Origin of the sequence: Bradyrhizobium manausense, assembly GCF_018129685.1 — a bacterium.
GTDB classification, from domain to species: domain Bacteria; phylum Pseudomonadota; class Alphaproteobacteria; order Rhizobiales; family Xanthobacteraceae; genus Bradyrhizobium; species Bradyrhizobium manausense_D.
Window position 1 is genome coordinate 258,110 of the sequence record NZ_JAFCLG010000008.1, and the last position, 14,407, is coordinate 272,516.

The following is a 14,407-nucleotide window of genomic DNA, read 5'->3' on the forward strand; positions in this document are numbered from 1 at the left end:
CCCGGCGAAGGCCGGGACTCGTACCGCGTGATCTATCGGTGAATGACGGTGTGAGTACCGCGGAAGCACTCGCAACTACGAGTCTTCGCCAAACTTCTCCCTGGGGTTATGGTCCCGGCCTGCGCCGGGACGACACGGGAGAGCTTGGCGGCAGCTGCCGCACCTTTGCCGATGCGGGCCGCGCGAAGGCTTACGCCTCCCGCACCACCGTCTTCAGATAATTGTACGCCTTGATGATCTCGATGAGGCGATCTTCGGTGGAGCGGTCGCCGCCATTGGCGTCGGGGTGGTGCTGCTTCACCAGGGCCTTGTACTTGGTCTTGACGTCGGCGAGCGTCGAGCCAGGGCCAAGGCCCATCACCTGGAGCGCCTTGCGCTCGGCGTTCATGACCTTGCGCGTCTCGGCCTTGGGCGCGGCCTCGGGACCCTTCCGCCAGCCGGTGCGACCGTTGAGCTCCTGGAACATGCTGAAGGGATCGAACGCGCCGTCAATCTCGGCTTCCGCGCCTTTCTTGACGCCGCCATTGGCGCCCATCTTCCAGGTCGGGCGATGGCCGGTCAGCGCATCCTTCTGATAGCGCGCGACGGCGTCGGCATTCATGCCGGAGAAGAAATTGTAGTTCTGGTTGTACTCGCGGACGTGGTCCAGGCAGAAGTGCCAGTACTCGCGCTGGTTCTCGCGGCCCTTCGGCGCGCGATGCGCGCCCTTGTTCTGACACCCGGTCCATTCGCAACCGACCACGGTGTCGCGCGGCTTCACCTCGGGCTGCTTGCCCCGCGGCTTCACGCGGATGGAGTCGAAGAACTTTGATGAATCGATCGGCATGGCTGACTTTGACTACGCAATGCAAAAACCTTCAAGTCTTGACATTGCAATTAGAACAAAACCCGTCGCCGAAGTTTCACTTCGGCGTTCTTGGAACGGCCGCCAAAGGCGGCCTATGGCATTGACGGAGCGCGATCGCGCGCCTTAATGGCGCTCATGGTCATGAAAGACACTATCAGCAACAAGTTGCAGGAAGCTTTCACGCCGGAAAGCCTGCAAGTCGTCGATGAGTCGCATTTGCATGAGGGCCATGCCGGCCATCGGCCGAGCGGCGAGACGCACTTCCGCGTCTATATCGTGTCGCAAGCCTTCAAAGGGAAGAGCCGGGTCGACCGTCACCGCATGATAAATGCAGCGCTATCAGCGGAACTCTCCGGCGGCGTGCACGCGCTGGCGATCCACGCGCAGGCGCCGGGGGAAGGTTGAAGCTCCCCACCTCGCCTGAGGAGCCTCGCACGCAATACAAAAACGGTCGTCATGCCCGGGCTTGTCCCGGGCATCCACGTTCTTGGTGCGGCAAGTAAGACGTGGATGGCCGGGTCAAGCCCGGCCATGACGATGTGGAAGCTTCAGAGCCCCAAGCTACCGCGTCAAAACGACGTCCCGGCCCGCCTCGGCTTCGCCTCTTCCATCTCGGCCTCACGTGGCACCGGTGAAATACGGAGCGCGGTGATGCGGTTGCGTTCACGGCGGAGGACGCGGAAGCGGAAGCCGTGGAAGGTAAAACTCTGGCCGCGATCGGGGATCGAGCGCGCCTCGTGGATGACGAGGCCGGCAACCGTGGTTGCCTCTTCATCGGGCAGGCGCCAGTCCATGGCCCGGTTGAGGTCGCGGATCGGCACCGATCCGTCGACCACGACGGAGCCGTCCGGCTGGGCGCGCACGCCGGCAACCACGACGTCGTGCTCGTCGGAGATGTCCCCGACAATCTCTTCCAGAATATCTTCCAGCGTCACAAGACCTTCAACTTCGCCGTATTCGTCGACGACGAGCGCGAAATGGGTCTTGCGGCGGCGAAACGCCTTGAGCTGCTCGGCGAGCGGCCGCATCTCCGGCACGAACCAGGGCGGCAGCGCGATGGTGGAGACGTCGATGCGCGAGGTGTCGCCGTCGGAGGCGCGGATCGCGCGCAGGAGATCCTTGGCGTGAAGCACGCCGATGATGTTTTCCGGCTTCTCGCGCCAGAGCGGGATGCGGGTATATTCGGTCGCCAGCACCTCGCGCACCAGATCGTCCGGCGGCAGATCGGCGTTGATCATCATCATCTCGGTGCGATGGATCATGACGTCGGAGACCTGGAGCTCGCGCAGATCGAGTAGGCCGCCGAGCATGTCGCGGTCCTGCTTCTCGACCTTGCCCTCGTGGTGCAGGAGGTCGACCGCGCCGCGCAGGCGCTCGGTGGGCGACAGGATCGCCTGGTGCTCGCCGGCGAGGCCGAACAGGCGCATCAGCACGCGCACGATGACTTCCACCACCCGCAGCAGCGGCCCCAGCACATACATCGTGAGCCGCATCGGGCGCGCGACCGCGAGCGCCATGCGGTCCGGCGCGTTGATGGCGATGGTCTTGGGCAGCACCTCCGCGAAGATCACGACCAGCGCCGTCATCAAGCCGGTGGCATAGAGCACGCCGACATCGCCGAACCAGGCGGTGAAGATCGAGGTGGCGAGCGCGGAGGCGGTGATATTGGCGATGTTGTTGCCGAGCAGCAGCGCGCCGATCAGGCGCTCGCGCATGTCGAGAAGTTGCGAGACCACGTCGGCGTCGCGGTTGCCCTGCTTGGAGAGCCGCAACATGCTGGCGCGCGAGGCGCCGGTCAGCGCGGTCTCGCTCGCGGCAAAGAAGCCCGAAACCAGCAGGCAGATGATGACGATGGTGAAGCCGAGCCAGTCCATGAGGCACTCAACAGAGTCGCGTGTTAAGCCTTGAGGGCAAGCTTGTCTTGCAGCTTTTCTTGCAGGAAGTCGCGCACAGGCGCCGGCTCGACATCCTTCGCGATGACGGCACGGCCCACGGCCTCCAGCAGGATGAAAGTGAGCTTGCCCCTCTTGACCTTCTTGTCCTGCGCCATCAGCGCCATCAGCGCGTCGGCATCGGCGAGGCCTTCCTGGGCGAAGCCCGCGATGTCCTGCAGGCGTGTCGGAAGGCCGGCCTCGATGAGATGACGCTCGACGCGGGCGGCCTCAAGCTCGCCGATCATGCCGAGCCTCGCGGAGAACTGCGCCGCCAGCGTCATCCCGATCGAAACGCCCTCGCCGTGGAACAGGCGGTCGGAGAAGCCGGTCGCGGCTTCCAGCGCATGGCCAAAGGTGTGACCGAGATTGAGCAGCGCGCGCTCGCCGGTCTCACGCTCGTCGCGCGAGACGACGCCGGCCTTGGCGCGGCAGGAGGTCGCGATCGCGTGCTCGCGACCCGGACCGCCCTTGAAGATGTCGGAATGGTTCTTCTCCAGCCAGGCGAAGAAGGCTTCGTCGCCGAGCACGCCATATTTGGCGACCTCGGCATAGCCGGCGCGGAATTGCCGCGGCGACAGCGTGTCGAGCACAGCGGTGTCGGCAATGACAAGCACCGGCTGGTGGAAGGCGCCGAGCAGATTCTTGCCCTGCGGCGAGTTGATGCCTGTCTTGCCGCCGACGGAGGAATCGACCTGCGCCAGCAGCGAGGTCGGCACCTGCACGAAATCGACGCCGCGCCGCAGGATCGCGGCTGCAAAGCCGGCGAGATCGCCGACCACTCCACCGCCAAGCGCGATGACGAGATCGTTGCGCTCGATCTTGGCGGCGATCAGGGCCTCGCTGACCTTTTCCAGGCCCGCATAGGTCTTGGAAATCTCGCCTTCCTCGACGACGACGCGCGAGGTCGGAATCCCGGCAGCCGCGAGTGAGGCCTCCGTCGGCTCCAGCCAGTATTTTGCGACGGTGCGGTCGGTGACGATGGCCGTGCGCACGCCGGGGCGCAACGCTGCAATGCGCTCGCCGAGCGATGACAGCACGCCGCGGCCGATGACGATGTCGTAGGCGCGATCACCGAGCGCGACGTCGACGTTGACGGGGTCGGAATGCTTCAGGGGCGCGGTCATCGAACGGCACTCGCGACATCGGCTTGTGGTGGCGGCGGCGCGGGCTGCTCGCCGCAGAGATATTCGTGCAGCGCCTCGATGCTTTCCTCGACAATCTTGTCGTGGGGTACCTCGCGCGAGGCAATGGTGAGATCGGCCTTGCCATAAACAGGCTCGCGCTCGGTGAGCAGCCGCGTGACGGTCCCTTCGGGATCGGCGGTCTGGAGCAACGGCCGATCGGCGCGCCGGCGCACGCGGCGCATGATGACGTCGGGGTCGGCCTTGAGCCAGATCGAGATCGCTTTCGCCGCGATGCGGCTGCGCGTTTCCTCGCGCATGAAGGCGCCGCCACCGGTCGCCAGCACCACAGGTCCGCCTTCGAGCAGGCGCGCGATCACGCGCACCTCGCCGTCGCGGAAATGTTGCTCGCCGTGGCGCTCGAAAATCTCCGGTATGGTCATGCCGGCCGCCGCCTCGATCTCGGTATCGGCGTCGACGAAGGGCAGCTTCAGCCGGGCCGCCAAACGACGGCCGATGGTCGACTTGCCGACGCCCATCATGCCCACCAGCACGATCGAACGCGCCCCGAGCGCCGACAGGATGTCGGCCTCATGGCTCGCTTGTGCTGGCAACGCGGCGTCGGACATGGCTCTCGCTCAAATGGCCGCCAAAGGCGGCATCCTGGCCACCTATACGACCCCCTTGGGGCCCTCGCCAGAGGACTCTTGCCACGAAACGGCGAACATGTTGGATGATTTCATTGGTTAATTTGCCCGTTCCAGACTCTCGCCGAGCCCCTCATCGAGACCCTTGCCGATGCCCAGCCTGTTCCGCTTCCTGACGGCCGTCGCCGTGATTGCCGGCATCGTCTATGGCGTCGTGTTCGCGCTCGCCAACTTCGTCAATCCGAAGCCGCGGGAAATGACGGTGACGATTCCGCCGGATAAGTTTCTCAAGAAATAGGAGCTAGCCTCCAGGGCATGCGCAAATCCTCCGCCAAGCCCTCCGACGCCAAGCTCACCGGCCTGTTCCTCGACATGCTCGCGGCGGAACAGGGCGCCGGGCCGAATACGCTGGATGCCTATCGCCGCGACCTTACTGATTTGTCCGAGTTTCTGACCCGCGTCGGCCACAGCTTTACCGACGCCGAAACGCAAGTCCTGCGCGACTATCTTGCGGATCTCGATGCGCGCGGCTTCAAGTCTTCCAGCGTCGCAAGGCGACTGTCGGCGATGCGGCATCTGTTCCGTTTCCTGCTGAACGAACGCATCAGAGGCGAAGATCCCGCGGCGATCCTGTCGGGGCCGAAGCGCGGCCGCGGCCTGCCGAAAGTGCTGTCGATCTCGGATGTCGATCGCATGCTCCGCCGCGCCAAGGAGATGAGTGAGGCCGCAGACGCTTCGGCCTCGCAGCGGCTGCGCGCTTTGCGGCTGTATTGCCTGCTCGAGGTGCTCTACGCCACGGGCCTGCGCGTCTCCGAGCTGGTGTCGCTGCCGCGCTCGGCCGCAAAACGCGACGCCCGCATGATCGTGGTCCGCGGCAAGGGCGACAAGGAACGGCTGGTGCCGCTCAACGAGGCCTCGCGACAGGCAATGGCGGATTATCTCAGCGCAACCGACGCTGCGAAAGGCGAGAAGAAGGGCGGCCTTGCCGCCTCGAGCCTTGCCGCCTCGAAATGGCTGTTTCCCTCGTTCGGCGAGAGCGGACATCTGACGCGGCAGCATTTCGCCCGCGACCTCAAGGAGCTTGCGGTCGCCTCGGGTTTGCAGGCACGGCTGGTGTCCCCGCACGTGCTGCGGCACGCCTTCGCCAGCCATCTGCTGCACAACGGGGCCGACTTGCGCATCGTCCAGACGCTGCTCGGCCATACCGACATCTCGACCACCCAGATCTACACCCATGTGGTCGAGGAGCGGCTGAAGAGCCTGGTGCGCGACCTGCACCCGCTGGCGGACAAGTAGCCGCCACCATCGCCCTGCAACCGAAACCGCCTTGACTTCGGCCACTTCTCCGCAGAAAGAGCCGTGGCCTTGTCGGTGATTTGGCACGCTCCCGGGAGCGCCCGGGTCAACCCCTTGAAGAAGCTACACTTCTTTTCCTGAAGCCAGCCTCGCTTCGCTCTCTCGCCCTGTCCCCTTATATTGAGTTGATGCCAGACCAGATGCGCAGCTATCTCGATTTCGAAAAGCCCGTCGCCGAGCTCGACTCCAAGGTCGACGAGCTCAGGACGCTTGCCGCCTCCGGCACCGACATCGCCGAGGAGATCGGCCGGATCGAGGACAAGGCCGCGCAGGCGCTGGCCGACCTCTATCTGAACCTGACGCCGTGGCAGAAGACGCTGGTCGCGCGGCATCCGCAGCGGCCGCATTTCAACGACTTCATCAAGGGGCTGATCACCGAATTCACCCCGCTCGCCGGAGACCGCAAGTTCGGCGAGGACGAGGCTCTGGTCGCAGGCTTCGGCCGTTTCCGCGGCGAGGCCATCTGCGTGATGGGCCAGGAAAAGGGCGATTCCACCGAGAGCCGCATCAAGCACAATTTTGGCATGGCGCGCCCCGAGGGCTATCGCAAATGCGTGCGGCTGATGGAGATGGCGGAGCGGTTCGGCCTGCCCGTGCTGTCGCTGGCCGATTCCGCCGGCGCCTACCCCGGCATCGGCGCCGAGGAGCGCGGCCAGGCCGAGGCCATCGCGCGCTCGACCGATGCCTGCATGGCGCTGACCGTGCCGAACGTCGCCATCATCACCGGCGAGGGCATGTCGGGCGGCGCCATCGCCATCACCACCGCCAACAAGGTGCTGATGCTCGAGCACGCGATCTACAGCGTGATCTCGCCGGAAGCCGCCTCCTCGATCCTCTGGCGCGACGGCAGCAAGGCGCAGGAAGCCGCCAACAACATGAAGATCACCGCCCAGGACATGCTGCGCTTCGGGGTGATCGACAGCATCCTGAAGGAGCCGGTCGGCGGCGCCCACCGCGACCCCGCGGCCATGATCGCGACCACCGGGGACGCCATCGCCAAGGCCTTCGACGAGCTCCGCGGCCTGGACGGCGAGGCCATCCGCAAGCAGCGGCGGCAGAAATTCCTCGATATCGGCCGGAAACTGGGCTGATTTGGACGGATTCCGGTGCTGTAGGGTGGGTTAGCGCAGCGTAACCCACCTCTTTTGGTCCCGCGGATACAGACAGTGGTGGGTTACGCCTTCGGCTAACCGACCCTACGGCACTGCGCATCTCCCCGGAATGACGGTTTGAAGGCCTGGTAACCCCGTATTAACCCTTTTTTTGCCCAAATCGGCGATCTCAGTACCTGTTTGGCCGCAAGGCCCAAGTTCCGGCCCAGTTTAAGTCTCTGTTGACCACGCCGCCTCGCCAACAGGCTCGTGATATCAGGTCGGGTTGCGACCATCCGGTGCGGAGGTTAGAATTTTAATCAATGGCTTCAGGGCATAAGCGCTGGGGCTTGGTCTGAGAAAGTCCGGTCTCTCCGGTCAGGCCATGCTCTAAAAATTCGGGGTTTGCGCTCCTTGCCCGGCACGTTGTGGGGTCCGTCTTGAATTCTCGTTCGCTTGCTCGCGCGGTCTTGGCTTCGGTTGCGCTTGCCGCCAGCATTGTGCTCGCAGGCTGCGATACCGATCAGGTGTCGCTCGCGACCAACGCCAAGGCCAACCAGCCGGTCCCGCCGAAGCTCGTCGCTGCGATGGGCGAGAAGGACATGGATCTGAATTCGCCGATCCTGATCCGCCTGTTCAAGCAGGAAGCCGAGCTCGAAATCTGGAAGCAGACCCGCTCCGGCCAGTTCGCGCTGCTCAAGACCTATCCGATCTGCCGCTGGTCGGGCGATCTCGGTCCGAAGGTGCGCGAAGGCGACCGCCAGGCGCCGGAAGGATTCTACTCGATCAATCCGAGCCAGATGAATCCGCAGTCGGCCTACTACCTCTCGTTCAACACCGGCTTCCCGAACGCATTCGACAAGGCGCTCGGCCGCACCGGCTCGCAGCTGATGGTGCATGGCGATTGTTCGTCGCGCGGCTGCTACGCGATGACGGACGAGCAGATCGCGGAGATCTATTCGCTGGGGCGCGAGTCCTTCTTCGGCGGCCAGAAGGCGTTCCAATTCCAGGCCTATCCGTTCCGGATGACACCGGTGAACATGGCCAAGCACCGCAACAATCCGAACATGGCCTTCTGGAAGATGATCAAGGAAGGCTATGATCATTTCGAGGTGACGCGGCAGGAGCCGAAGGTCGACTTCTGCGAAAAGAAGTACGTGTTCGACGCGGCGAAAGCGCCCGACGCCAAGCGCGAGCCCGTGTTCGACGCGTCGGCGAAGTGCCCGGCCTATGTGATCCCCGAGGAGATCGCCAGCGCCGTCGCCGAAAAGCAGCAGCGCGACGAAGCCGAGTACAACAAGCTCGTCGCCAGGGGCACGCCGGTGGCGCGCATGAACACCGGCATCGACGGCGGCATGAACAAGATCTTCGCCTCCAAGATTCCGGAAGGCTCGACCGGCCTGTCGGAAGGCGCCGAAGGCAATACGCTGCAGATGCTGGCGATGTCGAAGGCACCGGGCACGATCCCCGGTACCGTCAATCCGCCGAAGCCGAACCTCGAGCCGGTCGCCTCCGCGCCGCAGGAAGAGCCGGTCGTGGCCGTCGCTGCGCCCGCGACCAACACCCGCGTCGCATCCGTCGCGCCCGCCGAAAAGTCCGGCAGCTTCTTCTCGAACCTCGGCCGCAAGATGGGCCTGAGCACCGCCGACACGACGGCGACCACACCGCCGCCGCAAGTGACCGCGTCGGTGACCCCGGCCCCCGCGACCACTCCTCCGACCGCAGCCTCCAGGCTGAAGGCCGCAGTGACGCGCTTCGTGCCGGGCCACGACAAGTCCAAGGATAATGCCGTCGCAACCGCAAAGCCGGCCGAGCCGGCAAAGCCCGCCGAGACCAAGGTCGCGGCGACGCGGCCCGCGCTGAAGCCGTCGGTGAACGATGGCGATGCGACGAGCAGCGGCGGTGGCCAGCTTGCCGGCGCCGCGCCGGTGATGTCGTCGAACTCGTTCGACAGCCGCTTTGGTGCGATGAAGTAAGGGCCTACGGCTCGCGGTGGATCAGGAAGAAAACATCCTGGAGAGCTACGGCGACAAGTCGACGAGCGAATTGAAGCGGCTGCTGGAGAGCTTGACCGACAGCTTGAATTGAGGCCCTGCGTCGGAGCGTTGCGGAACTGCCGGGAGCCGTTCGATCGCGTTCGCAAAGCGGAACAAAAAGGGGAACCGTTCGTTATTTTCGTGTTGATGCGGCCGTGGAGCAGGATATCCGCAGAGCCGGTCCATATCTGGTTCGAGCCACCCACGGGTCGCGAATGACACCCTCCGTATTGATTGTCGAAGACGAAATTTTCGTCGCCAGCGATATTGCGCGCATCCTGGAGGATGCGGGGTATCGCGTCGCCGCAATCGCGGCGGATCGCAAGGAGGCCCTGGAAGCGGGGCCGAAAGCGCAGATCGCCCTGGTTGACGTCAATCTGCGAGACGGCTCGACGGGTCCGCAGATCGCGCTCGACCTGTCGCGGACATATGGCACCAAGATCGTCTACGTCACCGCAAATCCGACTCAAATTGCGCCGCGGGCGGAGACCGCGATCGGTTTCATCCGCAAACCTTTTAGCGATGACGCGATCCTGACCGCGGTTCATCGCGCCGCTGGCGAGGTGGCCCAGCCGCGCTCCACCGATGTCACGTTTTTTGCGATAGCGGACGACGACTCATCGAGGCCTTTGGAATCCTAGCCTCGGCCTGAAGGCCACCGGGATTCCAGGTGTAGGCAATGGTCCCGCCGAGCTGGTTCGCAATGCTCAAGGCGATCAATCGGGAGCCAAAACCTTCCACAGCCGGCGCCGCATCGACCTGCGGACCGCCGCTTTCCGTCCACGCGATCACCAAGTCATCGTCCAACTCGTTGACGTCGATGACGACGCGCCCCTCCGGCGCGGAGAGCGCGCCGTATTTCGCAGCATTGGTTGCCAGTTCGTGGAAGGACAGCGCCAGCGGCGTCGCCGAGCGATCATCGATGGGGAAATCTCCGCCAGCGATCATCACTCGCTGCGCCTCCGATTGATAAGCCGAGAGGAGCTGATCGAGAAGGCCCCTCAGCGTCGCCTGCGTTGCGGTCGGTTGCGAGCGGGCACTGTGCGGACGGACAAAGTCGTGCGCCTTGCCCAGCGACATTATGCGCGAGCGTAGCTCGTCCGCCAGACCCTTGAGCTCCGGATGCGTCCGCGTCGACAGGCCGATCAGCCCGTTGACGACCGAGAAGATGTTCTTGATGCGGTGGCTCAGCTCTTGGCTGACTATCTCGCGTTGCTCCATCAGAAGCTTCTGCTCATGGATATCGGTGCAGGTGCCGAACCAGCGAGTGATGTTGCCCTCGCGGTCCCGGATCGGCAGCGCGCGCCCCAGGGTCCAACGGTAGTTGCCCTCGGCGTTGCGCAGCCGATACTCGATCTCGTAAGGCTCGCCGGTCTGCAGTGAGTGCCGCCAGCGCTCCCAGGCCTTGCCCTGGTCGTCGGGGTGGAACATGCCGTTCCAGCCTTCGCCATCAGTGGAGCCCTCGGGAACCCCGGTGAATTCGTACCACCTCGCATTGTAGTAGTCATGATGCCCATCGGGCAGCGTCGACCACACCATCTGCGGCATGGTGTCAGCGAGTATGCGAAACTTCTGCTCGGTCTCCGTCAGCGCCTGCTTCGCGACCGCCTCGTTAGTCTGCTGGATCTTCGTCTTCCTGCGGTTGCCCATCGCCCCCATGACCTGCGAGGCCATGAGGCGTAGTCCCTGCTGCTGCAGCTGCGTCAAGCCTGCTCTGGGCACACGATCGATGACGCAAAGCGAGCCGAGCGGAAAGCCGTCCTCAGTCACCAGCGGCGCGCCGGCGTAGAACCGGATGAACGGATCTCCTGTCACTAGGGGATTGTCGGCGAATCGCGGATCAAGGGTCGCATTGGGTACGACCATCAGGTCGGCGCCCAGCATGGCATGCGCACAAAACGAGGATTCACGCGGCGTTTCGCACACATCGAGGCCCTGCTTGGCCACGAAGCGCTGCATCGTGTCGCCTACGATGCTGACAAGACAGATCGGCGTCTCGCAGAGAGCTGCCGTAAAGGACGTGAGCTCGTCGAAGCTCGCCTCATCGACAAGGCCATCGAGATCGTGCGCCTCAAGGATTTCGGACCTGGACGGCGGGGAATTGTTTGTAGAACTCATGAACGGTCTTAAGCCTGGCGCCAGCGCATCCATCATCGAGCGACATCGTCGCGCGGCGTTGTGGCGACCTCCCCACGTTAGGCTGTCCCGAATGCATTCCCTACTCGAAGGGCCAGACAGCGGCGGACGACATTGTCCTTCTCTGCGGGGCGAGCGTTGCCCAGCAAAGTCACGACCTAGATAACAACATTTGTTACAGAGAGTTCCGCCAATGTCCGCAGCGCCATCGCGGCGCTGGCGATGGAACGACGCAAGCGCCAGCCGGCCGGCGCGCGTCGGCCGGCCTTTTCGCTAAGCATACCGACCGTGGCAGTGCTTGAACTTCTTGCCGCTACCACACGGGCAATCCTCATTGCGGCCGACCTTGCCCCAGCTTGCGGGGTTCTTCGGGTCGCGCAGCGCGGCGTCGGAGGCCGGCGCTCCGAGCGAGACGCTGGCGAGTGCCATCTCGTCCTCGCCGGTGTCCGGATTGAGCTTGTGCGCCTCCATCGGCGGCAGGGCGGGAGCTTCCTGTTCCGGCGGGACGATCTCGACGCGCATCAGCTGCGCGGTGACGGCCTCGCGCAAATGCGCGCTCATCTCCTGGAAGAGGTTGAAGGCCTCGGTCTTGTACTCCTGAAGCGGATCGCGCTGGCCGTAGCCGCGCAGGCCGATGACCTGGCGCAGATGGTCGAGCATGACCAGGTGCTCGCGCCAGAGATGGTCGAGCGTCTGCAGCAGGATGGTCTTTTCGACGTAACGCATCACGTCGGGACCCCACTGCCCGACCTTGGCGGCCATGTGCTCGTCGGCCCTGGTCTCGATGCGCTTGAGCAGCTCCTCGTCGGCGATGCCCTCTTCCTTGGCCCACTCGTCGACCGGCAAGTCGAGGTCGAGCACGCGCTTGAGCTCGTCCTTCAGGCCGGCAACGTCCCACTGCTCGGCATAGGCGTGCTCGGGCACGTGCTTGGCGACGAGGTCGTCGATGAAGGCGTGGCGCATGTCGGTGACGGTCTCGGCAACGCTGTCGTCCTTCATCAGGTCGACGCGCTGGTCGAAAATCACCTTGCGCTGGTCGTTCTGGACGTTGTCGAACTTGAGCAGGTTCTTGCGGATGTCAAAGTTGCGGGCTTCGACCTTCTGCTGCGCCTTCTCGAGCGCCTTGTTGATCCAGGGATGGATGATCGCCTCGCCCTCTTGCAGGCCAAGACGCTGCAGCATGCTGTCCAGACGATCCGAGCCGAAGATGCGCATCAGATCGTCTTCCAGCGACAGGAAGAATTTCGAGCGACCGGGGTCGCCCTGACGGCCGGAACGGCCGCGGAGCTGGTTGTCGATGCGGCGGGATTCGTGGCGCTCGGAGCCGATGATGTAGAGGCCGCCCGGCTTCTTCACCGTCTTGGCGGGCTTGCTGCCCTTGGCCGGCTCGATCTCGACGGTTTCTTCGGCCTTCAGCACGATCTCGCGGAAGTGCTCGATGTCGGCCTTGATCTGCTCGATCTTCGCGGCCTTCTCGGCTTCGTCCTCGATGCCCGCAGTCTCCTGCTGGATGCGCATTTCGAGCGAGCCGCCGAGCTTGATGTCGGTGCCGCGGCCGGCCATGTTGGTCGCGATCGTGATCGCGCCGGGAACGCCGGCCTCGGCCACGATATAGGCTTCCTGCTCGTGGAAGCGCGCGTTCAGCACCGCGAACAGCTTTGCCGGCTTGTTGGCGCGCGCCGCGGCGTACAGCTTCTGCATCGAATTCTCGTTGCCGAAGTCGATCTGCCGGTAGCCGTGCTTCTTGAGATATTCGGCAATCACTTCCGACTTTTCGATCGAGGCGGTGCCGACCAGCACCGGCTGCAACCGCGCATTGGCGCGCTCGATCTCGGCCAGGATCGCGGCGTATTTCTCGTTCTGGGTGCGATAGACCTCGTCGTCCTCGTCGAGACGCGCGACCGCCAGATTGGTCGGGATCTCCACGACCTCGAGCTTGTAGATGTCGAACAGTTCGTCGGCTTCCGTCAGCGCCGTACCGGTCATGCCGGCGAGCTTCTCGTACATGCGGAAGTAGTTCTGGAAGGTGATCGAGGCCAGCGTCTGGTTCTCGGGCTGAACCTGGACGTGCTCCTTGGCTTCCAGCGCCTGGTGCAGGCCTTCCGAATAGCGGCGGCCCTGCATCATGCGGCCGGTGAACTCGTCGATGATCACGACCTCGTCGTCGCGGACGATATAATCCTTGTCGCGGGTGAACAGGGTGTGGGCGCGCAGCGCCTGGTTGATGTGGTGCACCACGGAGACGTTCTCGACGTCGTAAAGCGACTCGCCCTTGAGCTGGCCGGCATCGCGCAGCAGCCCCTCGATCTTCTCCATGCCGGCTTCGGTCAGCGTCACCGTGCGCTGCTTCTCGTCGACATCGTAGTCGGTCTTGTCGAGCTTGGGCAGGAACGAGTCGATCGTGTTGTAGAAGTCCGAGCGGTCGTCGAGCGGGCCGGAGATGATCAGCGGCGTGCGCGCTTCGTCGATCAGGATGGAGTCGACTTCGTCGACGATCGCGTAGAAGTGCGGCCGCTGGACCATGTCCTCGAGCCGGTACTTCATGTTGTCGCGTAAGTAGTCGAAGCCGTATTCGTTGTTGGTGCCGTAGGTGATGTCGCAGGCATAGGCCGCCTTGCGCTCGGCATCGTCGAGGCCGTGGACGATCACGCCCGTGGTCATGCCGAGGAAGCCGTAGATCTGGCCCATCCAGCCGGAGTCGCGGCGGGCGAGGTAGTCGTTGACCGTGACGACGTGGACGCCCTTGCCGGCAAGCGCGTTGAGATAGACCGCGAGCGTCGCCACCAGCGTCTTGCCTTCGCCGGTCTTCATCTCGGCGATGTCGCCCTCGTGCAGCACCATGCCGCCGATCAGCTGGACGTCGAAATGGCGCTGACCGAGCGTGCGCTTGGCGGCCTCGCGCACGGTTGCGAAGGCGGGCACCAGCAGGTCGTCCAGCGTCTTGCCCTCGGCGAGCTGCTTCTTGAACTCGGCGGTGCGGGCCTTGAGCTGTTCGTCGGAAAGTTTGGCGAGCTCAGGCTCCAGCGCGTTGATCGCGTTGATGCGGGACTGATATCCCTTCACCCGCCGATCGTTGGAGGAGCCGAAAAACTTGCGGGCGAGCGCGCCGATCATGACCAGTTCCTGTGTTCGCGAATTAACCGCGTTGCAGCCAGTGGGTTGTCGCCCACTTGCCTATCAACTCACCGTGACGCCACGTGGTGTCAGTTCCCGACTGCGGGGTCATCCGCCATATGGGT

12 protein-coding genes and 1 pseudogene are annotated in these 14,407 nt (G+C 64.1%); 7 read left to right on the top strand and 6 right to left on the bottom strand.

Features of this window, described 5'->3' with window-relative positions:
- Positions 1–190: 190 nt before the first annotated feature.
- Entirely contained in the window at positions 191–826 is a 636-nt protein-coding gene (locus JQ621_RS20970; protein WP_212236564.1) for a J domain-containing protein, read from the bottom strand.
- A gap of 156 nt (positions 827–982) precedes the next feature.
- On the opposite strand from JQ621_RS20970, the gene JQ621_RS20975 reads away from it, so the two are divergent.
- The gene (locus JQ621_RS20975; RefSeq protein ID WP_409334238.1) at positions 983–1,252 is read left to right on the top strand and encodes a BolA family protein; all 270 of its coding nucleotides are present in this window, start codon (positions 983–985) and stop codon (positions 1,250–1,252) included.
- Between the two features lie 164 nt (positions 1,253–1,416).
- Here the strand turns inward: JQ621_RS20975 and JQ621_RS20980 are convergent, their stop codons facing one another.
- The 3 genes from JQ621_RS20980 to JQ621_RS20990 are packed head-to-tail and all read right to left on the bottom strand — an operon-like array spanning position 1,417 to position 4,531.
- Positions 1,417–2,721: an HlyC/CorC family transporter gene (locus tag JQ621_RS20980; protein WP_212236566.1), complete on the bottom strand. Its 1,305-nt coding sequence runs from the start codon at positions 2,719–2,721 to the stop codon at positions 1,417–1,419.
- Positions 2,722–2,744: 23 nt separating this feature from the next.
- Positions 2,745–3,905 (bottom strand): 3-dehydroquinate synthase, encoded by a 1,161-nt coding sequence (aroB, locus tag JQ621_RS20985; RefSeq protein ID WP_212236567.1) that lies wholly within the window; start codon positions 3,903–3,905, stop codon positions 2,745–2,747.
- The gene (locus JQ621_RS20990) at positions 3,902–4,531 is read right to left on the bottom strand and encodes a shikimate kinase (RefSeq protein WP_212236568.1); all 630 of its coding nucleotides are present in this window, start codon (positions 4,529–4,531) and stop codon (positions 3,902–3,904) included. The genes aroB and JQ621_RS20990 overlap by 4 nt, the downstream gene beginning before the upstream one ends.
- Before the next feature lie 169 nt (positions 4,532–4,700).
- Here JQ621_RS20990 and JQ621_RS20995 point away from each other — a divergent pair, with 169 nt between their 5' ends.
- From JQ621_RS20995 to JQ621_RS21020, 6 genes and pseudogenes are all read left to right on the top strand, one after another.
- Positions 4,701–4,847 carry a hypothetical protein gene (locus tag JQ621_RS20995; RefSeq protein WP_063198124.1) on the top strand — a complete coding sequence of 49 codons (147 nt, stop codon included), beginning with the start codon at positions 4,701–4,703 and terminating at the stop codon, positions 4,845–4,847.
- A 17-nt stretch (positions 4,848–4,864) separates the two neighbouring features.
- On the top strand, positions 4,865–5,845 hold the full coding sequence (xerD, locus tag JQ621_RS21000) for a site-specific tyrosine recombinase XerD (RefSeq protein WP_212236569.1): 981 nt from the start codon (positions 4,865–4,867) through the stop codon (positions 5,843–5,845).
- A 188-nt stretch (positions 5,846–6,033) separates the two neighbouring features.
- On the top strand, positions 6,034–6,996 hold the full coding sequence (locus tag JQ621_RS21005; RefSeq protein WP_212236570.1) for an acetyl-CoA carboxylase carboxyltransferase subunit alpha: 963 nt from the start codon (positions 6,034–6,036) through the stop codon (positions 6,994–6,996).
- A gap of 440 nt (positions 6,997–7,436) precedes the next feature.
- Positions 7,437–8,972 carry a L,D-transpeptidase family protein gene (locus JQ621_RS21010; protein WP_249125419.1) on the top strand — a complete coding sequence of 512 codons (1,536 nt, stop codon included), beginning with the start codon at positions 7,437–7,439 and terminating at the stop codon, positions 8,970–8,972.
- A 10-nt stretch (positions 8,973–8,982) separates the two neighbouring features.
- A pseudogene (locus JQ621_RS35890) lies at positions 8,983–9,084 on the top strand (MarR family winged helix-turn-helix transcriptional regulator); the annotation flags it as partial.
- Between the two features lie 103 nt (positions 9,085–9,187).
- Positions 9,188–9,673 (top strand): response regulator, encoded by a 486-nt coding sequence (locus JQ621_RS21020; RefSeq protein ID WP_212236572.1) that lies wholly within the window; start codon positions 9,188–9,190, stop codon positions 9,671–9,673.
- Here the strand turns inward: JQ621_RS21020 and JQ621_RS21025 are convergent.
- Entirely contained in the window at positions 9,621–11,186 is a 1,566-nt protein-coding gene (locus JQ621_RS21025) for a PAS domain-containing protein (protein WP_212236573.1), read from the bottom strand. The genes JQ621_RS21020 and JQ621_RS21025 overlap by 53 nt on opposite strands.
- A gap of 255 nt (positions 11,187–11,441) precedes the next feature.
- Positions 11,442–14,282: a preprotein translocase subunit SecA gene (gene secA / locus JQ621_RS21030; protein ID WP_212236574.1), complete on the bottom strand. Its 2,841-nt coding sequence runs from the start codon at positions 14,280–14,282 to the stop codon at positions 11,442–11,444.
- Between the last annotated feature and the right edge of the window lie 125 nt (positions 14,283–14,407).